Source organism: Bacillus sp. COPE52 (assembly GCF_003355115.1).
In the GTDB taxonomy this organism is placed as follows: Bacteria; Bacillota; Bacilli; order Bacillales; family Bacillaceae_G; genus Bacillus_A; species Bacillus_A toyonensis.
The window spans coordinates 5,706,614-5,724,503 of the sequence record NZ_CP031292.1; the positions used below are offsets into that span (position 1 = coordinate 5,706,614).

At 34.5% G+C, this 17,890-nt stretch carries 19 protein-coding genes and 2 pseudogenes; 6 read left to right on the forward strand and 15 right to left on the reverse strand.

Going from position 1 to position 17,890, the window contains the following annotated elements; all coding sequences use genetic code 11:
- Positions 1-128 precede the first annotated feature (128 nt).
- From DPQ31_RS28735 to DPQ31_RS28780, 10 genes are all read right to left on the reverse strand, one after another.
- On the reverse strand, positions 129-311 hold the full coding sequence (locus DPQ31_RS28735; RefSeq protein WP_000108095.1) for a hypothetical protein: 183 nt from the start codon (positions 309-311) through the stop codon (positions 129-131).
- A 71-nt stretch (positions 312-382) separates the two neighbouring features.
- The gene (locus DPQ31_RS28740) at positions 383-2,098 is read right to left on the reverse strand and encodes a phage tail sheath protein (RefSeq protein WP_208731422.1); all 1,716 of its coding nucleotides are present in this window, start codon (positions 2,096-2,098) and stop codon (positions 383-385) included.
- 46 nt (positions 2,099-2,144) lie between these two features.
- Positions 2,145-2,783 carry a hypothetical protein gene (locus DPQ31_RS28745; protein ID WP_208731423.1) on the reverse strand — a complete coding sequence of 213 codons (639 nt, stop codon included), beginning with the start codon at positions 2,781-2,783 and terminating at the stop codon, positions 2,145-2,147.
- Positions 2,774-4,273, reverse strand: a complete 1,500-nt coding sequence (locus tag DPQ31_RS28750; protein ID WP_208731424.1) for a hypothetical protein — start codon at positions 4,271-4,273, stop codon at positions 2,774-2,776. Before DPQ31_RS28750 ends, DPQ31_RS28745 begins: the two co-directional genes overlap by 10 nt.
- A gap of 473 nt (positions 4,274-4,746) precedes the next feature.
- A complete protein-coding gene (locus DPQ31_RS28755; protein ID WP_208731425.1) occupies positions 4,747-6,102 on the reverse strand; it encodes a hypothetical protein in 1,356 nt (451 codons plus the stop codon).
- 1,273 nt (positions 6,103-7,375) lie between these two features.
- A complete protein-coding gene (locus tag DPQ31_RS28760; protein WP_098820939.1) occupies positions 7,376-8,740 on the reverse strand; it encodes an LAGLIDADG family homing endonuclease in 1,365 nt (454 codons plus the stop codon).
- Between the two features lie 43 nt (positions 8,741-8,783).
- Positions 8,784-9,173, reverse strand: coding sequence for a hypothetical protein (locus DPQ31_RS28765; RefSeq protein WP_098820940.1), 390 nt, complete (start codon positions 9,171-9,173; stop codon positions 8,784-8,786).
- Positions 9,174-9,178: 5 nt separating this feature from the next.
- Entirely contained in the window at positions 9,179-9,577 is a 399-nt protein-coding gene (locus tag DPQ31_RS28770; protein WP_208731426.1) for a hypothetical protein, read from the reverse strand.
- Between the two features lie 625 nt (positions 9,578-10,202).
- A complete protein-coding gene (locus tag DPQ31_RS28775; RefSeq protein WP_208731427.1) occupies positions 10,203-10,685 on the reverse strand; it encodes a hypothetical protein in 483 nt (160 codons plus the stop codon).
- A 311-nt stretch (positions 10,686-10,996) separates the two neighbouring features.
- On the reverse strand, positions 10,997-11,254 hold the full coding sequence (locus DPQ31_RS28780) for a Gp49 family protein (protein ID WP_000398755.1): 258 nt from the start codon (positions 11,252-11,254) through the stop codon (positions 10,997-10,999).
- A gap of 570 nt (positions 11,255-11,824) precedes the next feature.
- Between DPQ31_RS28780 and DPQ31_RS28785 the strand changes: the two genes are divergently transcribed.
- The 3 genes and pseudogenes from DPQ31_RS28785 to DPQ31_RS29930 all read left to right on the forward strand — a co-directional run.
- Complete coding sequence (locus DPQ31_RS28785; RefSeq protein ID WP_208731428.1) at positions 11,825-12,037, forward strand: hypothetical protein; 213 nt, start codon at positions 11,825-11,827, stop codon at positions 12,035-12,037.
- Between the two features lie 12 nt (positions 12,038-12,049).
- Positions 12,050-12,216 (forward strand): annotated as a pseudogene (locus DPQ31_RS29925) (IS6 family transposase); the annotation flags it as partial.
- Positions 12,217-12,279: 63 nt separating this feature from the next.
- A pseudogene (locus DPQ31_RS29930) lies at positions 12,280-12,446 on the forward strand (IS6 family transposase); the annotation flags it as partial.
- A gap of 196 nt (positions 12,447-12,642) precedes the next feature.
- Here DPQ31_RS29930 and DPQ31_RS28790 read toward each other — a convergent pair.
- From DPQ31_RS28790 to DPQ31_RS28810, 5 genes are all read right to left on the reverse strand, one after another.
- Positions 12,643-13,539, reverse strand: a complete 897-nt coding sequence (locus DPQ31_RS28790) for a S8 family peptidase (RefSeq protein WP_208731429.1) — start codon at positions 13,537-13,539, stop codon at positions 12,643-12,645.
- Between the two features lie 230 nt (positions 13,540-13,769).
- Entirely contained in the window at positions 13,770-14,291 is a 522-nt protein-coding gene (locus DPQ31_RS28795; RefSeq protein ID WP_208731430.1) for a C40 family peptidase, read from the reverse strand.
- A gap of 598 nt (positions 14,292-14,889) precedes the next feature.
- On the reverse strand, positions 14,890-15,135 hold the full coding sequence (locus tag DPQ31_RS28800) for a hypothetical protein (protein ID WP_098000095.1): 246 nt from the start codon (positions 15,133-15,135) through the stop codon (positions 14,890-14,892).
- Positions 15,136-15,562: 427 nt separating this feature from the next.
- Positions 15,563-15,703, reverse strand: coding sequence for a hypothetical protein (locus tag DPQ31_RS28805; RefSeq protein WP_176546839.1), 141 nt, complete (start codon positions 15,701-15,703; stop codon positions 15,563-15,565).
- Between the two features lie 120 nt (positions 15,704-15,823).
- Positions 15,824-16,282: a hypothetical protein gene (locus tag DPQ31_RS28810; RefSeq protein WP_098126724.1), complete on the reverse strand. Its 459-nt coding sequence runs from the start codon at positions 16,280-16,282 to the stop codon at positions 15,824-15,826.
- Between the two features lie 155 nt (positions 16,283-16,437).
- Between DPQ31_RS28810 and DPQ31_RS28815 the strand changes: the two genes are divergently transcribed.
- From DPQ31_RS28815 to DPQ31_RS28825, 3 genes are all read left to right on the forward strand, one after another.
- Positions 16,438-16,614 (forward strand): hypothetical protein, encoded by a 177-nt coding sequence (locus DPQ31_RS28815; protein WP_000842045.1) that lies wholly within the window; start codon positions 16,438-16,440, stop codon positions 16,612-16,614.
- Positions 16,615-16,617: 3 nt separating this feature from the next.
- On the forward strand, positions 16,618-16,872 hold the full coding sequence (locus DPQ31_RS28820; RefSeq protein WP_098000093.1) for a hypothetical protein: 255 nt from the start codon (positions 16,618-16,620) through the stop codon (positions 16,870-16,872).
- Between the two features lie 565 nt (positions 16,873-17,437).
- A complete protein-coding gene (locus DPQ31_RS28825; RefSeq protein ID WP_097881409.1) occupies positions 17,438-17,875 on the forward strand; it encodes a hypothetical protein in 438 nt (145 codons plus the stop codon).
- The last annotated feature ends 15 nt before the right edge of the window (positions 17,876-17,890 follow it).

Genomic DNA, 17,890 nt, shown 5'->3' on the forward strand with positions numbered 1-17,890 from the left:
ATTATCTTTTGTTTTTTTAACATTCACGCTTACCATTTCTAGTTACGTTGTAGTAACAAAAGCTTTAGGGGTTTCCAGCAGTTCACGGAGTTTGTCATTCTATGTCACCATAGAAAGGTGGCTACATCTCAACCACGAGAGAAAGATTTTGGGTTTGGATCACCCATTACATACACAGGTCCTTTTTCACGAGTAACTGAGTAAGTAATAGCTTGTAATTGGCCAACTACCTGTCCATTAAATGTACATACGATGTCAGAGCCACCGTAAGTAGTGAAAGTTTTACTATAGCGAGAAGCTGTTGTACTCATAGGTTAATAACCTCCTGTTATTCTTTTATATAAGAGAGGGGCCTTTGATCCCCTCTTCTCATTAATAGTTCTTACTGGCTAAGTCCTTGTAGCATATACTCAGGAGGAGTTAAGTTAACTTGAACTTGTACACGACGTAATTCAAATGCCGGGATAATTTCTAAAGTTACAGTTACCTCATCTAAGTATACTCCAAGGTTTTCAATTGAGAATTTGTATCCTTGAATAGCGCCTGCTTCGCGTATTTTCTCTAATGCAGACTTGATAGCGGTGTTCATTGCGTTGTATTGTGGCATTTCGTTTGCTTCACCAATAAATGGTTCTACTGCTTCACGAACAACTTGGATAGCAAGCTGGGTAATACGAAGAGTAGATAAACGAGCAAAGTCACTTTCACGTACTTTTCCAGCCATTACAATAGATGGCGCAGTTGTGATTCCGTCTGTAACAACTAATTGATTTGAATCTTTTAAACGGAATGTAACGATTTTCTTACTAGTTAGTTTAGAAAGTTGGCGAAGAGAGTAATCAAAACGGATAGCTTTAACACCTTTGATTGGTTTATTTGTAGGTGCACTTTCTTTTCGAAGAGTTGAAAGTAGTGCAGCGTAGTGAGTCGCACCATTTACATAGTGGATTGAGTTTGTTGTTGGCATGATTACTCCTACTTCAGATCCCACTACTTGAAGATAAGGAGAGATTTCTGTATCAATCTTAGATAGTTCTTCCACATATTTTCGGATTGTAGAAACCTTTGTATCTACTGGAGATTTAACTCCAATGTATCCAATCGCAGCTGATTTCATTAAAGTTTTCATTGAACAATAATCAGCAACTGTTTGAGCGAATGAACCACGGTGAATTACACCAAAGCTTGTTTTCTTCCATGTTGCTACTTGCTTATCTAATTGAAGACCAGCCGCTGTTGTACCAGCTTGGATAGAAGCAGGAGCATCGAAGTAAAGGACAATTTTACCACTGTCTTCTCTCACATTAACTTTAATACCAGTTGCATCTGTATTGATAACAGTCTTCAAGTCTTTTACTAAGTCAGCTATTGTTAATGAACTACCATTGTAAGTTTTAGCAGGAAGCGTAAACGTTACATCTTTGCCATCAACCTTTACTACTAGCGTATCGCTTGTACCAGTTTTGATTTCTACTGGGTAATTAATAGCGTGAGACTCCATTACATAAGAAGAAGTAACCATTCCACTAATATAAGGGAAATCTTCAGAGTTTGGAACTTCAGGGAAAAACTCACCAACTAAGTTAGTAGCTTCGTCCTCAAGTGTAACCCCTTTAAGAACTACGTGATCCACAGTGAAATCAAGTAGGTCACTCATTAGCATGTCGTAGAAATAGATGAATTTTCGGCGCATACGAACAGCTTCTGTAGAGCCAACTAAAACGTCTTTAAATTTAGCTTGTGCTTCTACTAGTTGGTTTCCTGCAGCCACATAGGCATCAATTGCATATTTTTCAAGTTCAGCAGCACGCTCTAAGCTGATTTCTTTAAGGGCTACTAAGTAAACCATTCTAGCTCCCGCATCAGTAGCAGCTTTCCATTCTGCAGCAATTGGGTTAACTTCTCCTGCAACATAAAAGTCACCGAATCCAGCTTGTACAAGTTCAGTTGAACTACGAATTAATACTGGTTCTTCAGGAGCATCTTTCGCAAGAGATGGAGCAATGATTAGAATCGATTCTGATCCGCCTCGTTCTGGGACAATTAAGCCACCATCTTTTAGTGTGACATTAATGCCAGGAAGATTTTCATAAAGCATAGGTTTGCCTCCTCTTTATTTTGTTATATTTGAAAAGCGACAAGCGCTATTCATCCAGTTGGATTTTTTTGTTTCTTAAAGTTTTTGTGGTTTCCTGAAGTTTCTGTTCTACGACATCTATCACACGAAGGATATCTACAGGAACTTCTGTTAATTCTTCAAATTTAGCAAAATAAACAATTCTACGAACCTTACTAGCATTACTTATATTTGCTTTTGATAAGTCTGTTTCCATCCTTACGAATTGAAGTTCTTTAAGCCCCTTCTCTTTAAGGAATCCCGTGAATGTTGCAAGCGTTTGACGAAACTCCTTTGTGAGCTTGTCTACTCGCGCATTGGTTTCTTCCCAAATCTCAAAAACAACTTCTGCATCAAATACCTGACCATAAACCTTAGTTGCAGGTGGTAGAGTTCCTTTAGGATCTTCATTAAAAGCAAGGTAACGTTGACGAGGTTTAATTTCTCTGATGCTTTTACCAATTAGTCCTGGTTGCATTAACTTAAGGTAATGAATGATAACTGGATATGCTACAGGCTTGTCAACTGTCACAGTTGGTTCTTCCGGGGTAAAGCTTCCCCACTGAGTTCCCCAAGCAGCATCTAGTAAATGCTTTATTGTCTTTGTCATGTCTTCATAGTCCATAGAACCATTTGCTTGGGTTGGCTTATTGATTTCTACTGCCATGAAACACTCACCTCACTTGACGAAATATAAGTAAAGGAAGTTCTAACCGTTTCAATCTCACCATATAACTCAAATGAAATAGATAGAGTAAGATTTTCTTGATCATAATGTAAGACTTCCATTTTTATATCTCTGTAGATTGGATGATCTTCTGCAAGACTATCAATGAAGGCATCAACTTGCGTAATGATAGATTGAAGTAATACGAAGTTTAATGGTTCCCCAATGTATTGATTAAAGAATCCAGCAATTCGATTAACATCGTAACCTATACTCCGGAGATAATGAGGTTTTGAATAAAATTTGTTTTGAGGGTAAAGATTTCTTGAGGAATAAGGAACAAATCCTTTTTTAATTGATGGTACTATACATATATAACCACTACTTGTTAATTTAGCAACTTCCACCTTTTTGAGTTCTCTATTTTGTAATGTATTTATGTTTAGTAGTTGTTTATTTGTAGCTGAATTATAGAAATTCGGCAGTTTATATCGCATACAAGCATAATTTGCTGCAACTGGCATAGAGGAATATTTAGGGTTCTCAGAGTTTTGTATACCAACAACAACTTCTATGTGCTCTAAATGACGATGTTCTTCTATATTAATAGAGGCTTTTTCTACAAGTGATTGCACTTGAGTCTCGTATGTATCTTCTCCTGTTACCGTAAAACGACTTTTAGAGAATAGATCAGAGCATAAAACAACTGAGCAGAAAATAGATTGTTCATTTGTCTTAGTCTTGGCAAATTCCCCGAATATAGAGGATAGCTGCCCAGGTGCTTTCTCGTAAGGTATATCTGTAAATAGGAGTGTATCTACTTGAAAACTACTTAATTCTCCTGTAAAGAAAACCTCAATTCCATCTTCAGCAATAAAACTATCTTTTAATAGCTGTAATTGCATTTGAATCTTATCTTTTGAGTCTGGATTGCTATGATTACTTACATAATGGAAGCCATCATCCGCTCCAGTAAATCTAACGTATTTCTCAGAAGTACATAATCCTTTTATTGGAATTTGATTAATAACTTCTACATCAACTTCTCCCGACCCAAAATAAAGATCTTGTTTGATAGCAAAAGCTAAGTCATCTACTCCTTTATAATCAGCAAACAGGTATGAATAACTAGTGTTTATGCCTTTAATAATCATATACGTTGGAAATAGGTGAATAGCTATGTTATTTGACTCATCTGTTGCTTCTAATGTTTTAAATCGGAAAACTGGAGTATTAAGTTCATCATGATTAACAACGCATTCTCCATGAGACCCATTTAACCGAAGGATTAGTGGGGTGATTCCGTATTTTTTTGCCATTCTTACGTTTTCCGTCAGGCGACAATCACCAAGAATATAAGATGGCTCTATGTTATCTCGAATAATAAAAGGTGTCCCTACTGGCCCATTTAAAGAAAAGCCCGCTAATACTAGAAAACGAGTATTCTTTTCCATATGAGAAGGGAAAATAAGTTGATTGTACGTATACATTCTTACCCCTCCATTAAAATATTGTATTGTTTAAAATCTTGTATTTCTAAAATGCAGATAGCACGCATCTTACTTCTTACAGATTCTACCTTAGTATAGTAGATTTTGTAGATAGTTTATTACTTTCCTAGATCTTAAGTATGACCCACATTTGTTATTTCCATATACCTTCATTTTCATAAGAAGGTTGTCCGCATTTATCCCAATCTGCTTCTACATTTAATTGTTTTACTAATTATTAAGTTTTGTTGCAAAAACACCTTCTACCTACTTTTAGTACATCCCAATGGTATGTTTTTCAACGATGAAAAAATAATTCATCTCGAGATAAACTGAACAATCTGGATTCACCTCTTAGGTCACTTTTTTTTCTTTGTCTAATGTCACCATATTCAAAAGGAATAGAGCCTCCTATAAGTTGGCCAGCGTTTTCTCATCTACCCTTATATGGATTAGGATGAAGTAAACCTCTTTTATAGGTACTCTGATACCAAAGAATAACCTGCTCTTGCATTTTCCTTGTTTAAGGTTTTATCGATTTTTTCTTTTCTTACTTCGTATTCAGACATATACATTGCATATACATCTTGCAGAAATGAGTCATACTGTTCTTGTACAAGACTTAATCCCCCGGCCATTTGATTTAGGAATGATTCCACACCAGGTGCCTTGCTTGGAGATTCCAAATGTTGCAATGAATCGTACATGTTTAGGTACATCGTATTTCGAAGTTCCAATGCCATTAATAATTCATCATGCGCACGCTTTTTACGAGAAAGATTGTTAATGTTTTTTAACACGTCTCGATATTGTTTCTTATCTTCAATTTGTTGATTAAGTTGTAACTTCAATGATAGCTGAGTTAATTTGAGCAAACCGGTAAGTTGTTCTTTTGTAGAAGCCTGATTTTCTAATAAATTCATAACCCCTTCACCATCAATCTCGCTACCTATAGCTAATCCAAATTTAATAGATTCAGAACAATCTTGTGAACCTATAAGAAGACCATCTATAAGAGAACTCACCTCATTAAGTGTCTTTTCTTTACGAACCACAACGTCATAAGGGCGCTTTGCTTTTGTATATTCCTCACTTATCTTGAAGAATTCAGGTGAACCGTACTGTGTTTTTAGGGCATCATAATATTTACGCTCGTTGTTCCTATAGAGGTTTGTAACTTGATCAAACCATTGTTTTTGCTTCTTAACTGCTTTTTCAATTTGCTCAGTAAAACCGTTATTCTTTTCTGGTGTCTTAGGAATATTTCCATCAAGATAATTCTTTAAAACAGTTTCTTTAAATAGGAAATATCCTTCCTCTACTATCGAATGCAACTCTTTTAGATCTTCATAAAATTCTAACTCTAAGCTGCCCTCCACATCTTCTGCGTACGAATGAACAATATCTTGAATAAGTGAATTTGCAGGTGCTTCTGGATTTTCAAATGTTTTCTGATATGTTTCAAAGTCAATGAAACCTTCGTCCCCTATATCTTGTTCAAAAAATGGTTGTGACTCATATACCTTCTCAAGTTCTTCTATAGAAATTGGAACTTGTAAGCCTTTCATTTTTTTCTCAATATATTCAATAAGTTCATTAATAAGCTCTAGTGTACCTACAAATTTATCATATTGTTTAGCTGGCTTTTCTTCCGGAATAAACGAACCATCTTCATCAAATTCCTTTTGATCTTCCTCTATGATTTCTTCTGTTGGTAAATTAACAGTAAAAGGTTTATTTGGTTCATACTTTACGCGTGGTCTGTATTCAATAATGGAACGCTCTAATTCGGTATCCAGTTCAACTTTTTTTCCTAATACTTCATCCATATTGTTGTCCTCCTTCGTATAAAAAAAGCAACAGGCCCACTGCGGATACCTATCGCCTTTATTACCATACTCCGCGGGAAGGCATATTCATATCGGAACCATGAATACCTCAATCCCAAACTTTGCAAGCTCTTTTTTAAATTAGGTGGGTTTGCTTTCTCTATTTGTTCTAAATCAATAGAACTAACTGAACGTTCCTGCTGTTTACACGAATTGATAGATATTTTCTTTACCTTCGTTATTTTCATAGTGTTTGATATATTAATAAAAATTATAAATTTAGGGTATTTATTAACGAACACTAATAATCCGAACAATAATCCATTTAAAACATGTTCGTCTAAGTAAATGCGGACTTACCTGCTTTATAATCTCCTTAGCTGAATTACCTGATGTAAACTCCGCTTTAGAAATTTTAACACGGTTAATAAATTGAAATTTCCCAAATAATATAACTGTTTTCCAAAACTCTAGTCTTGTATGACGAAAATCGTAAAGATAGTATTGAGTAACAAAGACTTATGTAACTACTCAATTTTTATCCATTCAATATCTATAGCAACTGGACTATTATGAGTTAGTAATGTAGTGTAGTTGTAACCAATGCTTGCTGCTTCGTCAATATATTTTTATTAAACACTTAAAATTTAGCAAGTACCTCATGTTCATAAGCAACCCTAGTAAGGTAGTATGTCCTCATATTCTAAACGTTTTTTATTCATTTTTACGTCTTTATGCATTTTCATTTAAGTCTATGTTTTGAGGAATGTCCCTCTTCGGCATATTGGAGTAAATAGGATGATAGATGCTTCTTTGATAATGATGAATATAGATTCAAAATTTTTATCACTCATGTAATCTACTTCTGCTATTTTCTTAAAAAACGCTACTATTTTATTATTTCCTCATGAACTGTTCATACTCTTACATGATGCGTGACTCTATCATCTCCCCTAGATATAGAAGAAGATCGTAATGCTCTGAATCAAGATACTTCAATCACCCGTATGGACTCAATTCTTGTTGACGCATTTCACATCCAATGGAATAGTCGTTGCACCTTGTTATTGATATTAGGAACGCACTCTATATAGCCTCAGATCAGGTGGTTATTTCCTTTTAAAAAATTAGGGTTCCCTACGTTCACCACGTTACCAGCAGGAATGATTACCTGAAGGGGCGTTACAAAGTTGTTATATATCGTAAAGATGTTAGAAATCATAGTAACAACACTTACTCTTTTTTTCATTTGTGTATTCAATTTCTATCTATGCTAAACATTTGTACATGGACTAAATACAAGAATATCTTCAACTACTAAGTTATGAGTCTCTGGAACAAAGACATCATAAGTCTGTCTCTTACCATAAGGAATGATTTCTACTACTTCTTCCCATAATACATGAGAATCAATTAAGTAATGTAACATTGCAAATTGTAAATTCTCTGCATATTCACGAGCATTACTTAAAGAGATACCTTTTTCTGTACGATAGCGACGATTACCCTTTCCTACCACTTCAGCTTTCGTCATTCCTTTAACAATTCGTTCCTTTTCAATGTATTTCCATACTTCTTTAGGGAGTGTTGGTTCAGAAGGTTTCATTTTCAGTGCTCTTTGTTGGACTGCTTCATAATTACGCTCTGATGTAGCTAAATGTTCGAGGAATAATAAAATAGAGGAACAGTGATAAACCATAAGATGGTAATAAACAGAACCGTTCATTTCTTTTTGAAGTAAATTCGTTTGGATACCAAAACGTAATAGTAAGTGTTTTAGGTCTAATGCAAATTTTCGACACTTAGTAGCATACCCAATTTCACTAATACGTCCGGCGCAAAACCAACCACCTGCCGAATACAGACTTCCTAAGAAGAACGCTAAGTGATCTCTATCCAACTCGTAAATAAATGAAGGGATTTTTTTTTCTTCTATCTCCCTATAAAACTCAAAACTTCTAAAGTCCATTAGATAGACTGTCGCCTTCTTATGATGCTCATGATACGTTGTAATACCAATTGCCTCACAAGATTTTTGCAACGACTCACCAACACCTTCATAACGTACTTGGAAGCTAATGCTATTCTTATTTAAACGTCCCGCAGCGAGCATATATGCAAGAATTCGAAGTTTATTCTTTTCTACTTGTTTTGTGCCATACACAGTTAAGAACTTAGGTGTAGCAATTCTTTCTCCGATACAGAGTGCATCTACTTCTTTCCATCCATCGACTGTTAGTATTGGATGATTTCTTGTAAGGGTAACTCGTGCTCCATGTTTTGTTACAACAGCAAACGTATCTTGAACACCGTTATCTTCAATGGAAAAAGCTTTACTATTCTTTAATTGATAGAACTCATTCAATGTTAATAATGGTGTAGCGATACCATCTAGTTGGGACTGATAAAGCTCTCCTATCGATTTATATTCTCCCGTGTTAGGATTTATAATTCGTTGGTTTTCTTCTATACATTTGCCGACACGCTCACCATAACGTAAACCTTCGCGATAATGTGACTGTCGAATAATTTGCTCTTGATACCAACTTGGGCTCTCCCCTAGGTGATGTTCTCTCCTTTGAACATGATCGTGAATAATTTGGAGCATTTCACGTTCAAGATTAATAATTTCACTCATATTTCCAATCCCCTTCTCTAATACCTTCTAGATGTGTAGCAACTTAGTAAGGGCTTAATATTTTAGCTTCTCCACCAAGTGCACTTCTTGCATTCATCTTACTTCCCTGGATAGCCTGTACAGCTGCTTGTCTCATTGTTTGAGCCCCTCGCGTATCTAAAAAGTTACCCCCAACTACGTTACTTGTTGCATACTGCGCTTTCCACCATTGCTCCCTTTGGTGATTGAATTCTAATAAACCCCAGTAACCTTTTTGCGCTAAGCTTCCCCAGCCTACCACCCCATATAAAACAGGGTTAGAAGCTTTTAAAACCCCTTTAATAGATGCTTTAGCCAATGATGTACCTAAGCCGTCACCTCCATATAAGCTAACCGCAACATCTTTCCCAAAAGTTAATTTAGGGGCTGCTTCTTTTATTTTTTTTAACACCATCTATGTTACCCCCTTCTATTATTATGAAGATCAAATACAATGCTTCCATCAACGTTTAAATTTTTAGAAACTCTTTCTTGCCCTACACCGTCGTACATCATAATTTCTGGAGATCCAATATACTGATGGTCATTCATGGTCGCTCGTTTAAGAGGTTCCATTTGATATTCAAAACTCATCTTAGCTTGATTAAAAGCAAGATATCCCCCTCCAACAACAGCAAAGTGTTTGGGATTTATTCTTTTACCAGTGTAGAGGTTACCCAATGTCTTTTTCTTATCTTTTGTATCAATAAAAGCACTCTTAATAATATTATTTGGAGCATTTTTAACACCATTTACGGCCTTTTTTGTATTTAGAACACCTATTTTAGCAAAATTTTTAATTGAATTTAAAATAGCCATTTTTTATCCTCCTATTTATTAGATTAAAAAATCCCTTTTGTTACTTGAGACACTTGTTTTTGATGTAATGCTCATTTTTATTGGGTAGACACGTCACCTTATAGCGGTGTTTCTTGCTTTTGTATAAATTCTACATAATTTCTTAGTAGTAGGATCCATGTCTTTCGAATCCACCATTTGCGTATGTACACGCATTTAATCATTAATTTCAAGCAACCACTAAAGAACTACGTATAGCACCCGTTTGTACTAATCCCTACTTGTCATCACTTTACCTACTGCTTGAAGAGTATCTATATCAGCCCGTTTTTTAGCCTCTACCGAAGAAGCGTTTTCTGATTTTTCTTCTCTAAAAATTTTCAACTAGTAGGTTTGTTGGATTATCTGCTCTTGCTTCTAGATAAGTAAATTTTAGGTTTTTTTATACCTACATTTAACTTCTGAGTCACCATTATATTTGATGGTCAATTATTGGGATCCGCATATCCAATAGTAAACATACTTGAACAATTTGTTTTAGAACGAATAAACTTCTCTACATCAATTACTTTTTTTAAGGAGTTTATTAGTATTTTTCAGGATTCTTAACAAGTTATCTGCAATTGAAACCATACACTGCTCCACCCTAATTAAATTTAGCATTCCCCATCTTATGATGACCTGTTCTGGATTCGAAAAGATTAAATACGACTTCTCCTTGATTTATGTTGCCATATAAATTTCTATTCCTCTCTCTTTGCTTCTTCATTTTTTTCCTAAGTTGAAATTCTTGTTCTCCTTTAATCTCTTCTGTATCATGATATCCTCCAATTCGGCGTCCTACATCTAAAACAGTAGCAGCAGTAACAGCATAATGTCCTTTACCCATAGCAGTTCCAAGCTTCTTTCCCGAAAATTGCATTCTACTTCCCTTGTCAGCTTTCTTGGAAATTCCTTTTTCTTCATCAAAAATTTCACTTTTTACTAAACCTTGCACAGGTTGAGTTTGTATTAAGTGCTTCGCTCCATAGGCAAAACCACCAACTGCACCCACTGCAACCTTTGACCTGTTCTTTTGTAGAAAACTAGATGTATCATAAATTTCAATTACACGATCTTTAGTAGCCATAGATAGTACCTACTTTCTGTGTATGATAAAAATGATTTAACTAAGCATTACTAACCAACGAATAATCTAACGTCTGCAATAATGGATTCTCCTTATCAAGGAAATTTGCCTATGACACAATTAACACTATTCTTAAAGTTTTTTTGCCAAAGCTAAAATTAATACTTTCCGAAATTCAATTTGATTCCTCATGTAGGTGAGTTATTTAAATAAATGTTATTTCAAGGTTTTTAAGTATGGTTCATTTTGAAAAGGTTAAAACACTTAAAAGCATAAATTACCCATCACGCGATTCTCGTCTGACTTAACACCTAAAAGGTACCTTCATGTTCAATGTAAGCTACAATATCAGCGATTCTTTTAAGCGCGTCTTTTGTAGCGTAATAGACACCTAGTTCATAGTCGTACTCATCTGGATTCATACAAGCTGATTGTCCAACTACTTCAAATCCATTGTTCATTTGAAGACAAACAACAGTAGTCTTTAGTCCCACCTTTGCTGACTCCTTACGTTTCACCCAATGATCAAGTAAGTTTTGTTCAAATCGTTCATACCTAAGCCCTTCCATGTCCTCGCCCTCCTTTCATGACTTCAGGCATAACCTAACCAATTTGTCATATTTTCTCAATCAAATACTGTTAGATTCATCACAGAATCTCCTATACCTAACTTGGTACACAGGCGAATCTTTTGTACTTTTTGAATTACAAAATGGTATACGGAATTTGCAATGAACAAGTTCACGAGTATGAATCCTCAACAAAGAATGCATCCTCAACAGATTGCATTCTTTTTATTTTCAGCTTAATTATATAAAGCTGAAATCCCGCTAGAGGATAACTCTCGGGTAGAACTTTTAAGGAAGATATTGAAACAATTAAACACATGTTGACTAAGCTAACGTCTGGTGTGAAACAAAATTAAGATTTAAAGAATAACCACTCTCTTTTTTTAATATATAACTACCAATTTCTATTTCAATATCACATTTTCAACCATATTACAAGTCTATAAATTTTCCAGTCAGAGGGTTAGGTTAAGTCGTCTATTAAATAGAAGGAGATTATCATGAACGAATTCATTACTGCCACTATGAAAAATAACAAACTGTCATACAAACAAATAGAAAGATGATTACATGAAAAACTATCCAACGAGAGTATCCGTTATCAAAGTGGATGATAGTTCCTATTATATAGGACTGCAATTCTATCACTCTGATACATGGATGACATTAAAATATATATCTCATCGCTACTCTTCCTATGAAAGGGCTGCGGCATCTTATAGAAAACTTGAACAACTTGGTTACATGGATCCGGTCCTATATAAATATGAATTATATAGGTAACATTAAGATTGTCAGCATGAACCTGAATTGGATAAACGTATCCGTCGTCACTTCAAACAAATGACTCTTGGAGAATGAAACAAACATATATCAAAGTGAAAATTTAATAGATATATTTGTTTGATATTTTTAATTCGAAAGGAAATACAATTAATTTTCCCCTAAACAACACAACGAATTAAAAGGCTGCAAAGCGCTTTTTCAGGAAAGCTTTGTAGCCTTTTCATATTTCAAATCCATAACACATAGTAGAACACGATAATCCCTTTATAAAGAAGCAATTCCGTCTATATTAGAATTCAAATATTTTCACACAGCTTTATCCATTCTTTCCAGAGTAGAAATCGTGCATATGATAAAAAAAGAACAGCTTAATTTACGAAATCAGCCTATCAAAAACGACCAATAATGCATCAATCAATTATTTAGACTTCTACCATAAGGTGAGATTCCGTTAGGAATATATACAATTTATTCTCTTTTATTTTTACACTAGGATTATATCCCTTAAGATATATAGTAATTTTAAGATAATATAAAACGGTTCATAAAAAATCTAGAAATAAATTTTAAAAATAAAAAAAGGGAGCAGGAGCCCCCTCTTTTCAACTAATTTTCATTAGTTCACAAACATTTACTAGTCCATTACCGAACATATCATCGGCACCTTTTTCTCCAAGGTCAACCGAATGCTCACGAATTAGTTGCATGATTTGATCAGGAGTTAATTTTTTGCCAATATCACGATAGTAAGCTAGAATAAGGGCGATTACCCCCGCTACCATTGGTGTAGCCATAGACGTACCAGATAGTTTTGCATAGCGATTGACAGGATATGTACTATAAATATCTACACCTGGAGCAGCTACATCTGTTTCACTGCCGAAGTTAGAGAAGGTGGCTCTATCAAGATTTCTATTAATCGCTCCCACTGCAATTACCTCATCATATGATGCTGGCCACCCAACATGAGTATTTTCATTACCAGTAGCAGCAACAATAATAATACCTGCCTCATGGGCACGTTTAATTGCATCACGTAGGACAGGACCAGGATCATTCGAAGAACCTAGACTCATAGAAATGATATCTACTTGTTCAGAAATAGCCCAATCAATTCCCTTTACAATTGCCTCAACTGAACCAGAACCATCGTCTGCTAATACCTTAGCAATGTAAAGCTCAGCTTTAGGAGCAACCCCAACGATACCAATTGAGTTGTCACACCCAGCAATTATACCTGCACAGTGCGTGCCGTGCCCCTTCCTATCCATTATGTCAGTAAAATTATTTGTAGTAAAATTCATTCCTTTTTTGTAATTGGCAGCAAGATCCGGATGGGTAGCATCAATACCGGTATCTAATATAGCAACCCTAATCCCCTCTCCTTTTGTAATTGACCACATTTGAGGAGCTTGAATCAAATTAACACCCCAATCAATTACTTGTATAGGTGCCACTGATTGAATATCAATTACATCTGATTGGATTTTAAACTTCATTGAAATCCCCCTATAATTATAATAGTTACTAAAGATAACCATTTTTTTTAGAAGGTTCAATAGGAAAGTATTTTATCTCCTAACTACTTCATTACAAGATAAAAGTATAAATAGGAGCACCTTGAAATTGATGGTCTTCTTGTCATTAACATTAAGAAAGTAACACCAAAAGTAAGAATAAAACATAAATAGTTAACAACTTACAGGGTCAACTACTTGGGTAAAAAGATTCAGTTAGCCTTCTTATAACTCGACCATTTAACTTTATTCAACGCTATTAATTGTTCACAAGTGAGGTAGTCATGAGGGAAAATATCCCCGCCTTGGTTTGGAAAAAGATCAATACCTGCTTCTTTTAAAATCTCATCCACCAGTTCTGTACAAATAAATTTATTCCTTCTATCTAGTTTATCTATTAGTTTGCTATTTGGAAATTTCGACTTTAAATATAGAGAAATTAATCGGAGCCAATCATATTGAAAACCTTTTCTCTGATATGAAACCGCTGTAGAGATAATAATTTCTTGTTTTTCTTTCGTTAACGCATTCTTATTTCTTAACACCATGCATTCTAAATTACTAATAGAATATGTCTCCCTTACTATAGAGGATTTAGTATTCCAATCTATCTCTATGATATATCCTCCACCAATATACAAAGCTACATGTGTCCACTTGGAACCTGCCACCTTTTGAATCATCTTTGAGATAAGAGACTTTCCACTTACGACAATAATATCGCCTACTATCATATTGCAAACCACCTTTCCAATTTTAGCAAAAAAATAGGGACCTCTAATTAGAGGCCCCCAAGAAAAGAGAGAAGTAAAAAGGAGTAAATAACATAACAAGCACATATGAGGATTAAAATCATATGATGAACGCTACATTATATATAAGCTATTGCTATATAACACTCAATCTTCTAAACCACGAGCTCTCGACTGGATAACGTCGACAATATTATTCCAGTAAGAAGGGTTCTCTTCCCTTTTCCATCAGCAACTAAACCTATGCAAATTAAAGTGATGATATTTTTCTTCATCATATATTCTTTTTATTTCCTTTTTAGGTCACCCATTAAACACCCATTTAAAAATTCAAAAACCTTCCAAGTAATGTGCATATGCACCACTGCGGTATAGAATTACTCTTTTTTTCTTAACAAAGATGCCATTTTTCTTTCTTGGAATCTTTTCAATCCCAATGCATGTATATAAAGATGGCCTGGAAATTCTTTTATCTTGTTATAGTTCCTCTACAGTACTTCTTTGCCTGCCTCACAAATCAGCTTTTGTTACATAAATGATTCCATTGTCTTGATATCAGAATAAACATTAAACAATAGATTCAACCAGATCCTACCTCATTTTTCTCTCCATAAGCCAATGGGAGAAGAAACAAAATTATGGCTGCGGTTATACGAAGAAGCACTCCATATTCATCTATCTCACCAATTTTGTAAAAATAAGCCGTACCTATAACTCCCCCCAATGCCCATCCATAAAAGAAATATCTTAATTTCCATAAAGGTTGCTTGCAGCAGTCAAGAATTTCTTTTATTTCTTTTTTTAATGACTCAATAAATTTCTTCATATTTCATTTCTTCCTCTCTCTCCATTTACCATTTGAGCATAGTACTTATCTCCTGCTCCAGAAACTCCCCTCAAATATGCCATTTTAGCTATGAATTCGAAGAAAAGTCTCTCTCCAAAACTACTTAAATTATTTTTAATAATATGAACCTCATAAACTGATTGTTTATTTTGGATGTCAGGTCGTAGCTAATAATCTGTTGATTGTTGGCCACGTAGCAAGACACTTCTTTGTAGCAAAACATTACAAATTTTACTTCATATAGAATCTTTACGGATTCCACTATCCTGAGGTAGATTCACTACATCTAACCCGCACCATTACGTGTAGCCACATTTCACTACACAAATTGAGACTATATCACGCTTTTAAAGAGAAAAATGCCTCCTATTCGAATTTAAGAAACGCTCACCTGCTCACTTGAACCCTACTCATTTTGCCGAATTCCAATATCATTAATAACTTGTTTTTCATAATTAGATTCATAGTTGTTTTTTCTGTGAGGATTTTTTAAATTTACAATTTCATCCATAACCATTAGAGCAAGGACAATCATTTGATTATTCATTTTGGTCTCACGTCTTGCTTCTCTCACAGGAGCGTTTGTAACATAACCTTTTTTAGAAGAAAGTCAAGATAAAAAAACAAGCCGAAACTCTTATCAGCTTGTTTTTTCATAAATATAGAATTATGCTGACTCAACGTCTTCTTGAACCTTTTCTCCTTGAGTCACTTCTTCTTGAATTTTTTCTTCTAACACAGTCTCATCCACTGGTTCTTTAACAACTGGTACTAAGTCAGCATTCGTTAAAATAGCTTTGTACATTTTCAATTCTTCCTCATCAATATGACGAAGTACGTAATCAAAGACATATGCATTTAGCTCTTTGCCTTCTAACTTATCAATAGCATTAACAAAGCTAACATAATTCCTTAAACGTTTATTGCTGTCATTCTTAGTAATGGACGGCAACAAAGTTAGAGCTGGAAGATATAACGTTTTATTCTTTAAAAGAACTAAAAGTTTATCAGCAATCTCGTTGTCCTGGTTAGTTGCAAGAACAGCTGACTTTGCTTCATTTGTAGTTGCACTAATTAAATTTTTGAATAACTCAATCGCTTCATCAATCTTCTTCATATAATTCATTTTCAACACCACCACTCAACAATAACTTATTACAACCTTTCCTTTATTAAAAAATCAATACTAAACATGAACTACAGTTAGGAATTGTCCAAACAAGAATTTGACAATATACATTACTAAAGGTTGTTGTATACGTGTAAGAGAGGTGATAAAAATTGAAAAGTCAAAGAAAAGAATATGAATTTTCAGAAAAATGGGTAGAATGCTTAAACTGTTCCCAAGAGTACGTAATCGAGTATGTAATTGATGAGCGAGATACAAAAGGTTGCCCCGTTTGTGGTTCTTATGCTCATGAAGATCCAGCAAGTGAATATAGCAATTGGAGCGCTTAAAAAATGATCGAATACATTGAAAACAATAATTCAGATAAACCACAAGTTAATATATATATCGGAGAAGACGAATGGGCGAACTATTCTTTTCAAAACAAGGTTCGATTATTGTATCGACTCAAAAACTCCGACAATTTACTAGCTAAACAATTGGTAAAATCTATTTCTTCATTAATAGAAGAAGAACAAAAGATGAGCGAGATTGATTACGAAGCAACAGTAAAACAATGTGAAGATACGATTGAATGGTTTGAATAAAAAATACGTACCAATATTACTTGATTTTTGAAGCAATTAGACCCTTCTTACCTTCACGTATATGAATAAACCAACAACAAACATCACAGATTTTAAATCCGGGTATAGAAATTATCTATGTTTTCTACAAAGAAAACATAGATATCCCGAAATAACTATTCCCATTTAAGACAACCTATTCCTAACAGACGAATTTAAACTGATTGGAAAGTTCATCAATTGAATCACACAATTATTGATTGATGCAAATTATTAATTTTAAAATCAACAATAACAAAACAGATACTTCCTCTAAATTTCCCCTCAAACATAGTCTACGGGTAACTACTATTATCCTTTTTATGAACTATTCTAATCCAAGCTTGATTAATTCTTTTATTTTTACATTGCACAGATAAACATTTGTCTTTATATAGAGACGAGAATAAAGCAAAACGCCTTAAGGGCGTACTAAAAGGAGTTCGTACCGAAAAAAGCAGGTGAAGTTTCATGTGCAAACCTTGTCCCATGATGAACTACTGCGACGGATTACAAATTTAGCTCCAGATAAGGAGGTAGTCGCTGCATGACTCCGAATGAAATTGGCATTATCGAAAAGATTTTTGTTAGCATTACTGAGGGTGATAAACCTTTTATGGTTCTCTTTGCGATTATCATGCTATTTGTTATCTTTATGTCCATAAAGGTTATGGGATATGTTCGTAGTGTTAGTGATAGTCACAAGGAACAAATCACCTCTATGAATGAAAACATGAAAGAACAGCGTGAAGACCATTATAAAATGATAGCGGAAGATCGGCTTCGCTCTGACAATCGTGAAAGAGAATTATTCGTAAACTTAGAAAAGAACACCCAACAGCTTGAAGGTATTGCTACAACATTAAAAGAGGTACAATTCAATTTCACTAGCTTAGAAAACAAAGTCACTCAAAACTTTGATTATCTAGAGAAAGAAATTGAAAGTGTTAAGATTAAAGTTAGTAAAAAAGAAAACTACGAGTAATCGTGGTTTTTTATT